The following is a 15932-nucleotide window of genomic DNA, read 5'->3' on the forward strand; positions in this document are numbered from 1 at the left end:
GGCAAATTAGCTATTTTTGGCCAAAAATTAGTAGATATTACGTTTAACCTAACCAATAAAAATGAACCTAAAGAAAGTGGTGTCGCTGTTGTTAGCGATTTTGTTTACCTATTTTGTGGTCGTACAGTACAACGACCCCGACCCTGAGCTGTGGATGCCGATTTATGGGATTGCCGTCGCGGCTAGTTTGAGTATATTTTTTGGGAAAGCCCCCAACCGCTACGTATTTTTCATTTTGGCGGGAGCTTATTTTTTAGCGGCTTTTCAGCAGTGGCCACCTAAGTACGAAGGGGTATTTTGGGGAGAAATGGCCATGCGTTCCATCAACATCGAACTCGCCCGTGAGTCGTTGGGCTTGGCCATCAGTGCTTTAGGAATGGTTATTTTGGGCTTTTTACGTAATTAAGTTTCACCTTCCCGAAAGTCCGTTATACCTTCCCGAAAGTTCAAAACCTTCCCGAAAGTTTTGAACTTTCGGGAAGGTGCTACTATCTTACTTGATTTTTACCTTAGTGGCTCCGTAGCCAAACTTCTCTTTTTGAGCGTCTTCGTAAAACTTTACGTTTTTGTGCTTGCTCATTCGGCGGTGGAGTTCAGTACGTAAGACTCCGTTTCCAACGCCGTGAATAAACGTAATTTCGTCCATTCCGCTGGCGATGGCTTTTTCGAGCTGTTGCTCAAATGTCTTCAATTGAATCGCAATCATTTCGTTGTTATTCAACGCCAAAAAATCACGCGTCAGTTTTTCGATGTGCAAATCAACGACCGAAGAAGGACGCTCAATGGGCAGAGAAACAGCAGGTTCTGGCTCGTTTTTCTCCATCATTTTTTCTTTCAACACCTGCGCATTGAGCGGCTGGTCTAGCTTTTCGTCGGCGTCGAGCTGAAAGAGGTACGCGTCCTTTTCAAGGATGGATGCTTTGCGTTTGTTTTTAAAGAAAGTGTTGGCCCTAAACTTAATACGCTTCGTAAGCGGAGCCCTTTCGGGCGAAAACCCAACGGTGAAATAGAGGCAATGAAACACAAACGTGCCCCAGTCTTCAAAATCTTTGATCAGTAATTCGTGGACTTTAAGGGCGCTTTTGGCCTTGAGATACCCTCCCGAAATACCTCTTTGGTGGCGTTCGGTGGGAGTAGCGAGCGAATAAGGTAAATCCCAATCGGTATTGTTGACGAGATGAAGAACGATTTCGCGGTCGTTCAGCGGAACAAACGCCATAAAAATCCCCTTTTCAGCACGGATACCCGTGGGGCGGCTATCAGTAGCTTTATCGGGCGTGGGTTGGGGTTTTACCGTACGAAAAGCCTGTGCTTCAACGGCTGAAACGACAGCCAATTCACGCTTTAAAACGGGCAAACGAAACCCGTCTTCGATTTCGATTTCGATGACGTTGTTGGGTAAAATTCGGGTAACGATACCCTCTTCTTTGGAATGGATTAATCGGACTTTATCGCCTATGTTCATTGTGGTAATGTTCGTTGTTTTATTGTTTTTTAAAGCTTCATGACTCCTGTAGTCGTATTCTTCCTTCATTTTCATACAAAACGACTTCGTCCTCCAATAGTTCCCGCAGCGTTGCGATGGCGGCTTGTTCGTTTTTTAATCCAAAGGCTGCTACTAATTGCTGGGGAGTAAGCGGACTTAGCTTCAAAAGTCGGAGCATTTCGGCCCGAATGGGGGCATGTTCGGCGGGAGATGCGGCTTTTTTCTTTTTGGCTAAACAATTATCGCAAATGCCACAATCGGCGTCGCTTGGTTCGCCAAAATAGTTTTGGAGTAATTGCGTTCGACAACGATTTTGTTGTTTTACATAATTGATTACGGCTGCAATTCGTTGCAAATCAGTTTGATGTTTTTCTTCAATCGCCAGGGCATTGATGGGCATTTGGAAGGCATCGAAGCGGGGAGTGGCAAAGCCAAATTGGGGCTTAACTCGCTGTTTGTCATAGACAATCATGCCAAGGTCATGAAGCCCTTGCAGAAGTTTGACCACATCGGCTTCCATTGTGTAATGTTTTTGCCCAATGGCAGTTTCCGAAATGGGGACAAACTGGTTAAATAGCTCACCCCCGTACATACGCAGCAACAGTTTGATAAAACTATCGTATTGAGGGTACTTGAGTTGGAGTTCGTACAGTGAGCGGTTATCGACCGTAATATGAACTTTAGAAACGCTATTGTAGGCTTCGCTCAATTGTACAAAGCCCTCTTCTTCAAGGAGTTTAATGGCAAAGTGGGTTTCAGAGAGGGGCAACCCAAACGTGCCTGTAAAGTCTTGTAAGTCGAAGTCAAAGGTTTCAAATTCGCCCCCTCCCACGGGGACTTTATAATAATTGGAAAGCGCCTGATACACACGACGGAGCAGGTCGATAGGTGGATATTTTTGGTCAACATTTCGGGCTAATTCGTCCAAATCATGCTGCGAATACAAGGCCACAGCGTAGGCGCGCTGCCCATCTCTCCCTGCCCGTCCCGCTTCTTGGTAGTAAGCTTCGAGGGTGTCGGGCAAATCAATGTGAATTACCGAACGAACATCGGGCTTGTCGATACCCATACCAAAAGCATTGGTAGCGACCATCACCCGCGAACGGTTGCGAATCCAAGCTTCTTGCTTTTCGCTGCGTTGTTTATTGGGAATACCCGCATGGTAAAAATCAGCCCGAATGCCGTTTCGATTAAGCCAATCGGCAACCTCTTTGGTACGACGACGATTACGAACATAAATGATGGAACTTCCCTGTACGTTTTGTAAAATGCGGAGCAGTCGAGCGTCTTTGTTTTCTTCAAAAAATGCGGAATACGACAAATTGGCTCGCGCAAAGGTTGATTGGAAAACGGCGGGTTCGCGCATTTCCAATTTCTCACAAATATCTATCTTAACGGGGTCGGTGGCAGAAGCGGTCAGGGCAATCAGGGGAACCGTAGGAATCAACTGACGAAAAGCCGCAATTTGTAAATAGGCTGGACGAAAGTCATACCCCCATTGTGAAATACAGTGTGCTTCGTCGATGGCCAAAAGCGAAATTTTCATTTGCTTGACCCGCGTCAAAAAAATATCGGTTCGTAAGCGTTCGGGCGAAACGTACAGGAATTTAGTCGTTCCGTGAATGCAGTTATCAAGCACAATGTCGATTTCGTGCCAATTCATTCCCGAATAAATGGCTGCTGCCATGATACGCCGCCGCTTGAGTTGCTCCACTTGGTCTTTCATGAGGGCAATCAATGGCGTAACGACAATACAAACACCCTCTTTTGCCAACGCAGGGACTTGAAAACACACCGACTTTCCCCCGCCTGTTGGGAGTAACGCGAGCGTGTCTCGCCCCGACAAAATACATTGAATAATATCTTCTTGTAGCGGACGAAACGAATCGTAATTCCAGTACTGTTTTAAAATGTCATGAATCATACTTCCCTAACTCCAATCGAAACGCAAAGGTAACAGTTGGGGTGGAAAAACGTCTTTCTCCCAAAAAAACAAGGCGCGACATTTGTCGCGCCTTGCCATGAGAATACAATATGGGTTTTTCTTACAGACCCAATGACTTCAAAACTTCAGTCACTTTCGCAGCTGCTTCTTTGAACTCGATGGCTGAGAAAACTTGCAAACCTGATTCGTTGATGATGCGAGCACCTTCTTCAGCATTGGTTCCTTGCAAACGAACGATGATAGGTACTGGAATGTTTCCGATGGCTTTGTAGGCTTCAACTACCCCTGTTGCTACACGGTCGCAACGAACGATTCCACCAAAGATGTTAATCAAGATAGCTTTTACGTTCGGGTCTTTTAAGATAATACGGAAGCCAGCTTCCACCGTTTTTGCGTTAGCGCCACCACCTACGTCCAAGAAGTTCGCAGGTTCACCACCCGACAACTTGATAAGGTCCATGGTAGCCATTGCCAAACCAGCACCGTTTACCATACAACCTACGTTTCCGTCAAGTTTTACGTAGTTAAGGTTGCTTTCACCTGCTTCTACTTCCAAAGGATCTTCTTCGTTAGTATCGCGCATGTCGGCTAGGTCGGCGTGGCGGATGAGTGCGTTGTCATCAAGGTTTACTTTGGCGTCAACGGCTAAGATTTTATCATCCGAAGTTTTCAACACAGGGTTGATTTCAAACATGGCCGCATCCGATTCGATGTACGCACTGTAAAGCGCCGAAACGAATTTTACCATTTCTTTGAAAGCATTGCCAGTAAGACCAAACGCAAACGCAATTTTGCGGGCTTGGAAACCTTGCAAACCTACGCGAGGATCCACCCACTCCTTGATGATTTTCTCAGGCGAATGTTCGGCCACTTCTTCGATGTCCATACCACCTTCAGTACTTGCCATGATAACAGGGCACCCTTTAGCACGGTCAAGAAGAATTGACATGTAAAACTCTTTAGGCTCCGAAGCCCCAGGATAGTACGCATCTTCTGCCAAGAAAATCTTGTTTACTTTTTTTCCTTCTGGGCCTGTTTGGTGCGTCACCAACACGTGTCCGAGGAGGTTAGTAGCTGTTTCACGAGCTTGGTCAGGTGATTTTACCACTTGAACGCCGCGTTGTTCGCTACCAACAATTTGACCCTTTCCGCGTCCACCTGCGTGGATTTGAGATTTAATAACGACAAACTTAGAATTTGTACGTTCTGCGATAGTGCGGTAGGCTTCTACTGCGCGTTCTGGGGTATCAACCACGATGCCGTCTTGGACTCTGACACCGTATTTTTTGAGTATTTCTTTTCCTTGGTACTCGTGGATGTTCATACTATTATTAGGTGAGTGTTTGTTTTTTTTAGTTTGGCCGTGCCAAATTACACAAAAGTTTTAACTTGGTTATTGAATTTCGGCATATAATTCAGCGTTATTTGTGAAACTAACCCTCAATGTCTTGCTAAAACGTCTCCTTTATAAATTCTGGAAATACCGTTTTATGGTATCTGAGCCCCCAATTATTACCATGCAGGGGCTCTATCCGCTACTTTTGCTCTTGTTGTTGAGTATGGTGGCTTTGACATACCACATGGTTAGAATTCAGTTCAAAGAAGCGGTCGATTTTTCAATGGATTGGAATTTGTTTTTGAGCTGGATTCCTCTAATCGTCGCTTTTATCGTGGATGTCACTGTTAAGCGTTTTCATAAGTGGTATGTATGGGTGGGGCTTTGGAGCGTTGTTTGGGTTTTGTTTTTTCCCAATGCGCCTTATATGATTACGGACCTTGTTCATTTGTCGGTGGACATGGGGAGCGACCTTACTTGGCACGATATGATTATGCTTTTTTTTTATGCGGAAGTGAGCTTATTCAACGGGCTTGTCTCCGTATATTGGATGCATCGAAGCTGGCAAAAAACGTACTCCAAAGCCATTGGAAATCTCTTACTACTCGTCAGCTTCCCTTTAGCTGGTTTTGGAATTTATTTAGGAAGAGTTCGTCGATGGAACAGTTGGGACATCCTGCATAATCCACAAGAACTGTTCAATGCCATTTGGCAAAGCCTCACCGACCGAACAGCGCTCATCCTGAGCCTTGAGATTGGGGTATTGCTCGGAATGCTTTACTTGGTTCTATGGGCATTGCTTCGTTTCAGAATCCGACATATCAATGATTAGTAGCACAACTTCCCGAAAGCTCTATAACTTCCCGAAAGCTTAGAGCTTTCGGGAAGTTAGTTACCGCAAAACCTTTACGCCTACGTTTGTGAATGCTTGAATAATCTCCGAAGATTGTTCATCGGTGATAAGTACGTTTACCAAAGTCAAAGGGGCAAAAGTGAGGTATTTGTCTTTGCCTAATTTTGAAGAATCACACAGTAAATAAGTGACTTGGGCGTTTGCTGCCATCGACAGCGTCATTTCGGCTTCTTTTTCACTGACCGCACTGAGTCCTTTTTCAACCGAAATCCCCCCAACGCCCAAAAAAGCTTTGTCGGCTTGGTAGCGTCGAATGTGTTCGATGGACATGCTACCGTGAACCGCTTGTCTTTCCGCATCCACTTCGCCGCCTATGAGATTAATGGAAACGGCGCTGTTGAGGAGCTCGTGTACCACTGGTAACGAATTGGTAATGACTTTGATGCGTTTGTCCCGAATAAAGCCACACATCCTAAAAACGGTGCTTCCGCAATCCATAAAAATAACGTCTCCGTCTTGAATTTGTGCCGCTGCAATGCGACAAATGTGGTCTTTCTTATCGGCATTGACTGCTGATTTTTGAACAAAACTAATGGGCTGATTGACCAAACTTAACTTCATAGCTCCTCCGTGGGTTCGATAAAGCAGGCCGTCGGCAGCCATTGTCCCTAAATCGCGACGTACCGTAATCTCCGACGTTTCAAGCACTTGTGCCAATTCCTTGACGTCAACGTCGCCTTTTTCATCCAATATTTTAAGGATGATTTGCTTTCTGCTTTGATAACTCATGGATTTTGCTTTGATTTGTTCAAAAATAATCAAAATTTATCAAAAATAATCATTTTTATGAATCCTAACGTTCAAATCATTGAGGAAAAATTGCTTTCGGACAATTGGTACGTTCTCAAAAAAATCACGTTCGATTACCAAAATAAGTCGGGCGAATGGCAACGGCAGTCGCGAGAGGCGTACGACCGTGGCAATGGTGCGGTGATTTTGTTGTACCATCCCCAAAATAAAACGGTGATTTTAACGCGTCAATTCCGAATGCCTACGTACGTTAATGGAAACGAAACGGGAATGCTCATTGAAGCCTGCGCGGGGCTTTTGGACAAAGATAACGCGGAAGATTGTATTCGTCGAGAAACGGAAGAAGAAACGGGCTACCGAGTTTCGTCGGTGCGAAAAGTGTTTGAAGCCTACATGTCGCCTGGTTCAGTCACCGAAATTCTTTACTTTTTTGTGGCGGAATACGAAGCTGCTATGAAAGTAAATGAAGGAGGTGGGGCCGAACATGAGCATGAAAACATAGAAGTGCTGGAGTTGCCGTTTGATCAAGCCCTAAACATGATAAAAACGGGGGAAATCAGGGATGGGAAGACAATAATGCTGTTGCAATACGCGAAATTAGAAGGGTTGATTTGAAAAATGTTCAATTGAGCCATCAGTTTGAAAATGCGATAATTTGAAAATTAAGGTTTACGAAATTCCATTTTCAAATTATCACATTCATGAATTTTCAAATTATCCTTTCTCCTTGTGGTAAAGGGTCAGTCCAGCAATGGGGGTTTCCATAATGTGCCCGATGGTCATGCCTTTGTCGGCAGCGGCGCGGCGTAGGATGTCATTGTAGTAAAAAGCGACCGAACCAACGAAGTGAATTTTGTGCTGGTTGTAATTGGGTAGCTTGGCGACATACTTGTCCAAAAACTCGCCGAAGGCATCATAAACCAATTGATAAGCAAAGGGGTGGTTTCGATTGTCAAAAAGGAATTTGGAAAAACTGGCGAAATAGCGGTTGGGAAATGGTTTTTTGTAGGCATTTTCCAACACGATTTCGCGGGTAAGTCCGTAACGTTTGGCAAACTTTTCGGCCAAGTCGGTAGGCATTTCTTTGTGCAAAAAGGCTAAAACGGCTTTTTTTCCTAAATGGCCACCGCTACCTTCATCGCCGAGCCAAAACCCGAACGAAGGGATTTTGTCAGCGATGTTTTTGCCGTCGTATAAGCAATTGTTGGAACCCGTTCCCAATATACAAGCAATGCCCGCTTGGTGTCCACAAAGGCCACGGGCAGCCCCCAACATATCACTATCGACTTCAACGAGGTGCGCGGTTGGAAAAACGGCCTGCAAGCCTCGACGAACGATGGCACAAGGTTCTTCGCCAGCGCAACCTGTGCCATAAAAGTAGATTTCGGTTACTTCGCCAACGATGGAAGGCAAAAGGTTTTGTCGAAGTTCGTTAGCTATCGAATCGGAATCTTGGAAATAAGGATTGAGACCAATGGTTTTAGCCTGTTGGACATTATTTTCGTGGTCGATAATTCGCCAGTCCGTTTTGGTCGAACCGCTGTCGGCAATTAATATCATTCGGAGCTACGTTAGTAATGAAATGGAGGCTACAATAACGGGCGCAAAATTGGCTAATTCGCCGTCACGAACCAACTCTTTGAAAAAAATGTAATAAGGAAAACCTATAAGGTTTGTAAAATCGACGAGAGCGAAACCTTATAGGTTTGGGAAAGTAGAATAAATAAAACCTATAAGGTTTGAAAAATCGACGAGAACAAAACCTTATAGGTTTAAAAGACGTAGCCGCATGAATACGATTCAAAATAAAGAAGTACGTTTTGAAGATTTAGGTACAATTGATTACCAAGAGGCTTGGGATTATCAAGAACGCTTGTTGGCCGAAACCGTCGCCATCAAAACGCAAAACCGAAAACTTTCCGTTGAAGAACAACAACTGACGCCCAATCACTTGTTGTTTTGCCAGCACCCCCACGTATATACCCTCGGTAAAAGTGGTCATCAAGAAAATTTATTGATGAACGACGAACAACTGAACGCAGCGGGAGCGCAATTTTATAAAATAAACAGGGGAGGAGACATTACGTACCACGGGCCTGGGCAACTGGTCGGGTATCCTATTTTAGACCTGGAAAATTTCTTTACCGACATTCACAAATACATGCGCCTATTGGAAGAAGCCGTCATTTTGACTTGTGCCGATTATGGACTTTCGGCAGGGAGAATCGACGGCCTAACGGGAGTTTGGTTGGGGCATGAAGATGGACAAAATCCCCGTAAAATTTGCGCGATGGGTGTCAAGTGTAGTCGCTGGGTGACCATGCATGGATTTGCCTTTAACGTCAATACGGATTTGAACTTTTTTGGGAATATTATTCCCTGTGGTATTAGCGACAAAGCCGTCACCTCTTTACAGCAAGAGCTTGGTAGAGAGCTCACTATGGTCGAAGTAGCAGAGAAATTAAAAGGGCACTTGGTGAGATTGTTTGAAATGGAATTGTAACTTATTTTACCCAAACTTTGATGCCATTCATGGGTTTGAGCGTAATCAGTGGAAACATTTTGGGGTTGTGGGTGTCATCGGGTACGAACGTGAATCGTTTGAGTAAGGATGCCAAAATCAGTTGCATTTCGATAAGGGCAAATTGCTGACCAATACAAATGCGTGGCCCCGCGCCAAAGGGTAAGTAGGCAAATTTGGGGCGATTTTTGACGTTTTCGGGGGTGAAATGAGTGGGGTCAAAAGAAAGCGGATTGTGCCAAAATTCGGGGTTACGGTGAAGCTCGTACATGGGTAAAAATACGATGGTACCTTTCCGAATTTCAAAACCCTCAATTACATCATCAGCGATGGCTTCGCGAGCAACAGCCCAAGCGGGTGGGAATAACCGCAAACCTTCTTCCACCACTTGACGAGTGTAAGTGAGTTGCAAAAGTTGTTCCCAAGTCGGAACAGTGTCAAAAATTGAACATTCTTCACGGATTTTTTGAACCATCTCTGGATGTTTCGATAGTTCCAACAACAACCAATTGAGGCCGTTGGCGGAAGTTTCATGCCCTGCGGCAAACATCGTAATCGCCTCATCCCGAACTTGTTGGTCGTTCATTTGCTGACCCGTTTCTTCGTCGGTACAGTCGAGGAGCATTTGTAAAAGGTCATCTTGCGGCTGATTCGAAGCGCGGCGTTGTTCAATTATATCAAAAATGAGGCGATTAAAATAGCTCAAATCAGCCCGAAAACGACGATTAGCGCCGTTAATAGCCATCCAAGGCTTGAGAAAAGGCTTCCGAATATTGGCAATGATAAATTCTTGGGTACGATTGATTTGCTGATAAATCGTTGCCTTATCTTCGTTGGTAATGGTGGTAAACAAGGTTCTGAGCGCAATGTCGGCGGTGATGGCCATCATTTTTTCGTCGAGGTCGATGGCTGATTGGTTTCGGTTTGCTTCAAAATCGTTGACAAACTGAGTGGTTAATTCTGCCATGATTTGATACAACCCCAGCATTCGTTCACGGTGAAAAACGGGTTGAATCAGACGCCGTTGCCGCAGCCAAAAGTCTCCTTCGCTGGTTAGCAGTCCTTTCCCGAGCACTTTACTTAACTCTGTAAATGCCTTTCCTTTGGCATAACCACGGTGATTTTGTTGAAGGACGTGCCGAAAGAAAGCGGGGTCTCTCGAAAAAACGATGTCTCTAAACAGGCGTAATCGAAAGGTATCCCCACAGGTTGAAAAACCACTTCTGATGAATGAAAGCGGGTCTTTGGCAAACCGAAGTGGTATCGTTAGCGGGATTTTGCTGGGGCTATATAGAGGGAGGACAGGCATTTGTGAATTGATTGAAATTCAAGAATTTAAGTTGTACTAATGAATACAGGTCTTAATAGCATTCCTTTTAAAACACATAGAGGACAGTTATAATTTTACGACAAAATAGTTGTATAAAAATCTAGATTTTATTTTTATATAAATCAAATAATAGATTGAAATATAATTTGTTTTTCTTATTTAATACCTTGTTTGAAAAGTAGTATGATATTTTTTATCCCGCAGATAAACGCAGATTAAAATTCAACGCGGATTGGCGCAGATAAGCTCATTAGCCGAATTAATCACCCAAAATCTGCGGTTATCTGTGGTTTTAGAATCAGCGTAAATCTGCGGGTAAATTATAAAGAAACTTAATAAACAACGTATTTAATAACTGTGTATTCAGAAATGACTTGTTTTTGGGTAATTTCAAAATAGTAATACTTTTGTAGAACTTTAAGTAAGTTAAACTATAAAAAAACACTAAAATGAGAGTCATAACAACTCTTCTCTTCTTTTTTGCTTTTACGGCTGCTTTCTGCCAGAGTGCACAAATTACACCAAATGAAATTGTTGTGCCAACTGTTACTACATTCCCAACCAGTTCAACTGGTAGTATTGTATTTAAACTTCCTGAAAATGCCCTGTTTACCTACGATGGGACAAGCTGGAAGCAGTTACAGGCCGTTTCTCAAGAAGGTTTTTCAAGTTCGATTGGTTCCTACAACAATTGTTGTACATATCCTAATTCGCCTTCTGTTGCCTATTTAAACACCCCAAGTTTTAAATATGGAAATGGTACATTGACAAATAATTCATATCAGGTTGATAAAAGTGGTGTTTATCAATTTTCTTCCACATTTACAGCAGGCACGTTCGACTCAAACCCTGTGAATTATTTCTTGACAATATATATTTTTAAAAATAACACAATGTTTAGACTAAATTCTTTTACAAATTTGTCTTCAGCTACAAATTCTACTTCACAAACATCGGATTATATCTACTTGAACTCTGGGGATATAATTCAACTGAAAATAGCCCATAATTACACAGGGGGGATGTCTCCAAATGCTACTGGTTCTCATTTTAGCTTAATAAAAATATACTAAAAGTCGGGGTTTATAACAATCGAACATCAGCTGATTGGAACCAACTCCACCTTCAAATACCCACCTGCTGCATTGGGCGGAGTGATGACTTGAGGAATGCCATTCACAATGTCGAGGGTTGGCTTGTGCGTATGTCCTGCCAAAATACCAAGCAAATTGGGACAAGAAAACACTTCTTTGTGGAATTGCAAGGTAGTCTGAGAATGACCCGTTTCAGGCCAGCGCTCGCGGCGTTCGAGTTGGTAATTCTTGTCGTTTTGGGCGTTCCATTTTGGGTGCCCACAGCCAAATCCTAAAGAGCGTTCGGGGGCATAAAGTGGGATGTGAACCATGAGCACAACTGGTTGCCGGGTGGCAACCTCTTTTCGGAAAAAAGCCAACTGTTCAGGGGTAATTTGGTACGTAGAATTATCAAGTGCCAGAAATCGGATGCCATTGATTTCGCGAGTGCTCATCAGAGGATGGTCGTTTTGGTACATTGGTCGAAGTCTTTTTTGTATCCAAGTGTCTCTCAACGAGTGGCTTGAGCCTTCCATGCCTTCGTAATGCCAATCGTGGTTTCCTGTCACGTAGAGGTGGGGAAGTTGCGCTTCCTTTAGCTGAGACGCCACCCATTCTACGGCAGCCTCCGAAGGAAAACTGAAAATGTCACCAATCAAAGCGACCAATTTGGATTGCTCTTGTTTCGCTATTTCAAGCGTTTTTCGAAAACTCTCCTCTGGATTGGTAGCTGCTCCCGTTTGAAAATGAATGGTTTGGTTGTAAGCTTTGGCCATTCTTCCGCTGAATTGCTGAAAAGGAACGCCGCGCTCATCGTCTTTAAACAAGTGCGTATCTGCCACCATCGTTATGCTAAAACGTTCTTTGATGGCTGAGTGGTAAAATCGCACTACGTTTCCATCGAGGGCAAAACTGCCCCGATTTTGCTCGGAAGCTACGTTCGGAACTTTCAATCCAGCCACTCCTAGGAGCGCCATTCCGCTTTTTAGGACATTTCTTCTCTTCATTGTGGGTTTAGCGTTTAGTAGTTAAATAGAGTGTTTTTGCTTCTTCCAATGCCTTAAAGATTTTAGCACGTTCACTCGTAAGCGACTCCATTAAACTGGGCTTTTGTCGAAACAATCGAAGGGCTTGCCAAAGGTGAGTAAGTCGGGTAAGACGATCCCAATACCAAAGCACAAAATAACCAAGTAGAGGTAGCGATGCGACAAAAAGGAGAGTAATCCAGCGCTGCTGAAATAGGGAGTGAACAATAAATGCTTCAAAACCATAAAAAATCGGGAAAAGTAAAATCCCAACGGTCATCATGATTGGGGCACGATAGCTAATGTCTGACGAAATCAGGCGTGCAATTTTTGAAGGTAAAATATACGGTATGTAATTGGTAATGAGGCCAAACAAATAGAAAGGAAGGCCAAGTAAAAGCGTAAAAAGTGTGCTGCTCAGATGATTATACAACCGTTTGGTTTGGGTGAAAATTCGGTCAGAAAGGTGAAGTTTTTGAAGTGAATCCAAGTAATTTGTCATCCTCACTTGCAGTGATTTTAGCCTGTCAGGATGCTGCGTTTCAAAGTATCGAACAGCGGTAATGAGCTGTTTAATGAGCCCAAATTCGTCTTTTTTTACTTTTTGGTTGAGTTGAAGTTCATCAAAAAGCTGGTTTTTGTACAGTTTTTCCACCTGCAACACCAAGCTGTCCTCTTCCGCATCCTCGGTGATAATGACGGTTTCTGTAAGTCGTTGCTGAATCAAATCGGTCAGGGTTTCAACGGCTTCAAACGAATCGGGACGGTAACTTTCCTTAAAGTCACGAACGTGAATGGGCTCGCCTACGTTGACAAAAACCTCCGATCGAAAGTGCGTAGGGTCAGAATAATTGAGGCCGATGGGTAAAATTTGAACCCCTAAATCAAACCCGTGCTCGGCTTCAGTACCAAGGGCAATGCGGGCCGTTCCTGTTTTTATTTCTCGCAAACGTCGCTCAATTTCGCTTGTCCCCTCGGGAAAAATCAGAATTGTTCCTTTGGTTTCTAAATAATCATAACAGCGCTGAAAAGTTCGCTTGTTGAGCTCGGCGGGCGAAAGTGTGCTGGTCGCTGTGTCCTTTTTTCGATACACAGGAATGACGTGGAAGTACCTAAAAATGGGGCGCGTAAACCGATTGAAAATGCTGCCATTGGCAATAAAGGCGACCCGTTGCCGCACCAAGGTAGCGATAATGAGCGGATCCATAAACGTATTTGGGTGGTTTACGGCCAAAATGAGTGGCCCTTTCGCCTGATGCAATTTATCAAGTCCATCCACCTGAAACCGTCGAAAAAATACCCTAAGGGCAATTTTGAGGATAAATTTCAATAACGTGTAAAAAAGCATAAGGGCTAGGGGATTAGTTTTTTGCTCAGAATAATACTATTCGTTTCTAGGCACGAATGCCGTCCCAAATCACGCTGAAAGTCATTTCCCAATCGGCAGCCGAAACAGGTTTTTGGGTATAAATCGTTTGTTTAGCCAGTTCATGCAACATGCCCGATACCAGCGTTACCAAAAGCTCGGGATTCGCCTCTTTGATTAAACTTTGGCGTTGTCCTTCGAGTACGAGCTGGTAAATAGGCTGCAAGGCGTGGTCTTCTTCTTTGCGGGTTGTATCGTCTTCTTGAAAATAAGGAGAACGAAAATATTGTTCTAAAAAAGCACCGTATTCTGGGTTTTGAATATTGTTTTCCAGAAAATTACGGGCCATTTTTTTAATTTTTATTTTCAAAGGTTCATCTCCCGTGAGTTCTTGGGTAAGGTCGTTGGTATTTTCGTGCATTAGGTACAAATACAACTCCCGAATCAACTGATTTTTGTCTTCAAAATAGATGTAAACCGTTCCCGTCGCTACGCCTGCTTCCTTCGCTAAGTCCGACATTTTGAGGCCAGCCAAGCCCACACGGGTTATCATCTTTAGGGCCGTTTTCAGAATCAATTGTACCTTACTTTCGTCTTTGGTTCTCATGGCAGCTTATTTTTCACTTTTGGAGGCGTTGATTAATTCATAGGCACGCTCAACGTCCAAATCGCGGGCTTTTCTGACATCTTCAAAACGGTATTCAATGGGCACATTGGGCTGTACACCGTGGCCAATGTCGGCTCCAGGAATGTTAAGTACCAATTTAAACACGGGAATGCGCACTTTTGCCTGCGTATGCGGCAGGGTCAGGTAGGGGGAAATAAACGCATTGCAGCCGTGGCGCCCGCCGCCCGTTTCGCGGCCTATGACTACCGCCCGAGGGTTGTACTGTTGAATCATGGAGGGGAAAATGGCCGCAGCGGAAAACGACCCGCCATTGGTGAGCAAATACACCTTCCCCTTGAAACCATAGCGACGGGTGGGTTTTTGAACGCGCTGGGCGGAACGGCTGCTTCGGCGACCGTCGGGGAGTTTTTTTGACCAAAAATAACGCGTAAACCAGCGTGGAAATTTGTGCCCGTAATAGTGTTGGTACGAAGGACGAAGGGTGATGGCCGCCGCCGTGTCATAGACTGTATAATTGGCATCGAGGAGGTACGACATCAAATTAATACTCGCGTCTGATTTTCCTCCACCGTTGGCCCGCAGGTCAATGATTAAGTGTTTGATATTCTGGGTTTTTAATGCTTTGAAAGAACGGCGATAAAATCGTCGATAACGGTCGTCACTAAAGGTGTTGATGTCCAAAATAGCCACTGTGCTGTCTTTTTCTGATAGCTTCAAAGTACGCAATTTTGGATTGGTTTTGACCATCAATTTGGGCGTTGCTACGGGCGTTTTTGGTGGTTGATTGCTGGCCGTTTTGACAGGAATGCTGGCTTTTTTGGTAGGTTTGGGTGGTTTGTTAAAACTAAGTTTAAGACCCCTTTTTTTACCTAACGAATCTTGTACGGTGACTTCAAATGTTTCTTTATTTCCGTACAAATAGCGATAAAAACCGCCAAAGTTACCGTTGATTACCGTCGTTTTAAACGTTTGATTGTAGCCGTCGGAAGGAACGAGTTGGCGCATTTTTGCAATAATATCAGCCGCAGGTTGCCCATCAATGGATACTACTTCGGTGCCAACGACCAGGCTAGTGTCGTCTGTTCGATTTTGGAGAATACGAAGCTTGTTTTCAACGTAATACAGCCCCAAAGGAAATTCTTTTGGTTTGTTTTTCTTGATGTATTTTGAATACCCTTTCGACGGATAAATATCGGTATGACCACAACGGATGTACGAAAAGATGGGGTTGACCGTGCGCCGAAACTCCAGCTCTGTCATGGGATGGTCGAGCAGCTTTTCGGTTTGGTCAAAAACCCAACGAATAGAATCAGGGGAGGTGTAACGATAAATACCTGGGTGAGATTCTTCCAACGCATGACGCATGAGCTTAAAATCTTGCTTGATTTGTTCAACACTGTAGGTAGTGTCTGGAACGTATTTGCGGCTACATGAACTGAGCAGAAGAAAAATCCCAAACAGGAAGGTGGAGGGGACGAATTGTTTTTTTAGGGTCATGATTGATTGTAATATTCATTGACTGCTTTACAAAAAAATACATAAATTGCTTGAAAACAAAA

Annotated in this window: 15 protein-coding genes; 5 read left to right on the top strand and 10 right to left on the bottom strand. The window is 43.9% G+C overall.

Annotated elements, in window-relative coordinates:
• Window positions 1–61: 61 nt before the first annotated feature.
• A complete protein-coding gene (locus tag FHS57_RS23555) occupies window positions 62–406 on the top strand; it encodes a transmembrane 220 family protein (RefSeq protein WP_183977979.1) in 345 nt (114 codons plus the stop codon).
• Window positions 407–493: 87 nt separating this feature from the next.
• Here the strand turns inward: FHS57_RS23555 and FHS57_RS23560 are convergent, their stop codons facing one another.
• The 3 genes from FHS57_RS23560 to sucC all read right to left on the bottom strand — a co-directional run bounded on the left by FHS57_RS23560 (window position 494) and on the right by sucC (window position 4755).
• The gene (locus FHS57_RS23560; RefSeq protein ID WP_183977981.1) at window positions 494–1465 is read right to left on the bottom strand and encodes a Smr/MutS family protein; all 972 of its coding nucleotides are present in this window, start codon (window positions 1463–1465) and stop codon (window positions 494–496) included.
• Window positions 1466–1502: 37 nt separating this feature from the next.
• Window positions 1503–3410: a RecQ family ATP-dependent DNA helicase gene (locus FHS57_RS23565; protein ID WP_183977983.1), complete on the bottom strand. Its 1908-nt coding sequence runs from the start codon at window positions 3408–3410 to the stop codon at window positions 1503–1505.
• 121 nt (window positions 3411–3531) lie between these two features.
• A complete protein-coding gene (gene sucC, locus FHS57_RS23570; RefSeq protein ID WP_122930931.1) occupies window positions 3532–4755 on the bottom strand; it encodes an ADP-forming succinate--CoA ligase subunit beta in 1224 nt (407 codons plus the stop codon).
• A gap of 103 nt (window positions 4756–4858) precedes the next feature.
• On the opposite strand from sucC, the gene FHS57_RS23575 reads away from it, so the two are divergent.
• Entirely contained in the window at window positions 4859–5599 is a 741-nt protein-coding gene (locus FHS57_RS23575) for a DUF1361 domain-containing protein (RefSeq protein WP_310587015.1), read from the top strand.
• A gap of 60 nt (window positions 5600–5659) precedes the next feature.
• Here the strand turns inward: FHS57_RS23575 and FHS57_RS23580 are convergent, their stop codons facing one another.
• Window positions 5660–6409 carry a DeoR/GlpR family DNA-binding transcription regulator gene (locus tag FHS57_RS23580; protein ID WP_183977985.1) on the bottom strand — a complete coding sequence of 250 codons (750 nt, stop codon included), beginning with the start codon at window positions 6407–6409 and terminating at the stop codon, window positions 5660–5662.
• Window positions 6410–6466: 57 nt separating this feature from the next.
• On the opposite strand from FHS57_RS23580, the gene nudK reads away from it, so the two are divergent.
• Window positions 6467–7045 carry a GDP-mannose pyrophosphatase NudK gene (gene nudK / locus FHS57_RS23585; RefSeq protein WP_183977987.1) on the top strand — a complete coding sequence of 193 codons (579 nt, stop codon included), beginning with the start codon at window positions 6467–6469 and terminating at the stop codon, window positions 7043–7045.
• Window positions 7046–7144: 99 nt separating this feature from the next.
• Here the strand turns inward: nudK and FHS57_RS23590 are convergent, their stop codons facing one another.
• Window positions 7145–7990, bottom strand: coding sequence for an N-acetylglucosamine kinase (locus FHS57_RS23590; RefSeq protein ID WP_183977989.1), 846 nt, complete (start codon window positions 7988–7990; stop codon window positions 7145–7147).
• Between the two features lie 229 nt (window positions 7991–8219).
• Between FHS57_RS23590 and lipB the strand changes: the two genes are divergently transcribed.
• Entirely contained in the window at window positions 8220–8933 is a 714-nt protein-coding gene (lipB, locus tag FHS57_RS23595; RefSeq protein ID WP_183977991.1) for a lipoyl(octanoyl) transferase LipB, read from the top strand.
• A 1-nt stretch (window position 8934) separates the two neighbouring features.
• Here the strand turns inward: lipB and FHS57_RS23600 are convergent, their stop codons facing one another.
• A complete protein-coding gene (locus FHS57_RS23600; RefSeq protein ID WP_183977993.1) occupies window positions 8935–10260 on the bottom strand; it encodes a cytochrome P450 in 1326 nt (441 codons plus the stop codon).
• Between the two features lie 470 nt (window positions 10261–10730).
• On the opposite strand from FHS57_RS23600, the gene FHS57_RS23605 reads away from it, so the two are divergent.
• Window positions 10731–11354: a hypothetical protein gene (locus FHS57_RS23605; protein WP_183977995.1), complete on the top strand. Its 624-nt coding sequence runs from the start codon at window positions 10731–10733 to the stop codon at window positions 11352–11354.
• Between the two features lie 26 nt (window positions 11355–11380).
• Here FHS57_RS23605 and FHS57_RS23610 read toward each other — a convergent pair whose 3' ends face one another.
• From FHS57_RS23610 to FHS57_RS23625, 4 genes are read right to left on the bottom strand one after another with little or no spacing between them, the layout of a single operon-like run.
• A complete protein-coding gene (locus FHS57_RS23610; RefSeq protein ID WP_183977997.1) occupies window positions 11381–12361 on the bottom strand; it encodes a metallophosphoesterase family protein in 981 nt (326 codons plus the stop codon).
• 7 nt (window positions 12362–12368) lie between these two features.
• Entirely contained in the window at window positions 12369–13727 is a 1359-nt protein-coding gene (locus FHS57_RS23615; RefSeq protein WP_183977999.1) for a lysophospholipid acyltransferase family protein, read from the bottom strand.
• Window positions 13728–13773: 46 nt separating this feature from the next.
• Window positions 13774–14352 (bottom strand): TetR/AcrR family transcriptional regulator, encoded by a 579-nt coding sequence (locus tag FHS57_RS23620; protein WP_183978001.1) that lies wholly within the window; start codon window positions 14350–14352, stop codon window positions 13774–13776.
• A 6-nt stretch (window positions 14353–14358) separates the two neighbouring features.
• Window positions 14359–15870 (bottom strand): S41 family peptidase, encoded by a 1512-nt coding sequence (locus FHS57_RS23625; protein WP_183978003.1) that lies wholly within the window; start codon window positions 15868–15870, stop codon window positions 14359–14361.
• Window positions 15871–15932: the final 62 nt, after the last annotated feature.

The sequence above is a fragment of the Runella defluvii genome (assembly GCF_014195535.1).
Taxonomy (GTDB): Bacteria; Bacteroidota; Bacteroidia; order Cytophagales; family Spirosomataceae; genus Runella; species Runella defluvii.

Coding starts and splice junctions, on each gene's coding strand:
- FHS57_RS23555 (WP_183977979.1), top strand. CDS start 62: ATGAACCTAAAGAAAGTGGTGTCGCTGTTGTTAGCGATTTTGTTTACC.
- FHS57_RS23560 (WP_183977981.1), bottom strand. CDS start 1,465: ATGAACATAGGCGATAAAGTCCGATTAATCCATTCCAAAGAAGAGGGT.
- FHS57_RS23565 (WP_183977983.1), bottom strand. CDS start 3,410: ATGATTCATGACATTTTAAAACAGTACTGGAATTACGATTCGTTTCGT.
- sucC (WP_122930931.1), bottom strand. CDS start 4,755: ATGAACATCCACGAGTACCAAGGAAAAGAAATACTCAAAAAATACGGT.
- FHS57_RS23580 (WP_183977985.1), bottom strand. CDS start 6,409: ATGAGTTATCAAAGCAGAAAGCAAATCATCCTTAAAATATTGGATGAA.
- nudK (WP_183977987.1), top strand. CDS start 6,467: ATGAATCCTAACGTTCAAATCATTGAGGAAAAATTGCTTTCGGACAAT.
- FHS57_RS23590 (WP_183977989.1), bottom strand. CDS start 7,990: ATGATATTAATTGCCGACAGCGGTTCGACCAAAACGGACTGGCGAATT.
- lipB (WP_183977991.1), top strand. CDS start 8,220: ATGAATACGATTCAAAATAAAGAAGTACGTTTTGAAGATTTAGGTACA.
- FHS57_RS23600 (WP_183977993.1), bottom strand. CDS start 10,260: ATGCCTGTCCTCCCTCTATATAGCCCCAGCAAAATCCCGCTAACGATA.
- FHS57_RS23605 (WP_183977995.1), top strand. CDS start 10,731: ATGAGAGTCATAACAACTCTTCTCTTCTTTTTTGCTTTTACGGCTGCT.
- FHS57_RS23610 (WP_183977997.1), bottom strand. CDS start 12,361: ATGAAGAGAAGAAATGTCCTAAAAAGCGGAATGGCGCTCCTAGGAGTG.
- FHS57_RS23615 (WP_183977999.1), bottom strand. CDS start 13,727: ATGCTTTTTTACACGTTATTGAAATTTATCCTCAAAATTGCCCTTAGG.
- FHS57_RS23620 (WP_183978001.1), bottom strand. CDS start 14,352: ATGAGAACCAAAGACGAAAGTAAGGTACAATTGATTCTGAAAACGGCC.
- FHS57_RS23625 (WP_183978003.1), bottom strand. CDS start 15,870: ATGACCCTAAAAAAACAATTCGTCCCCTCCACCTTCCTGTTTGGGATT.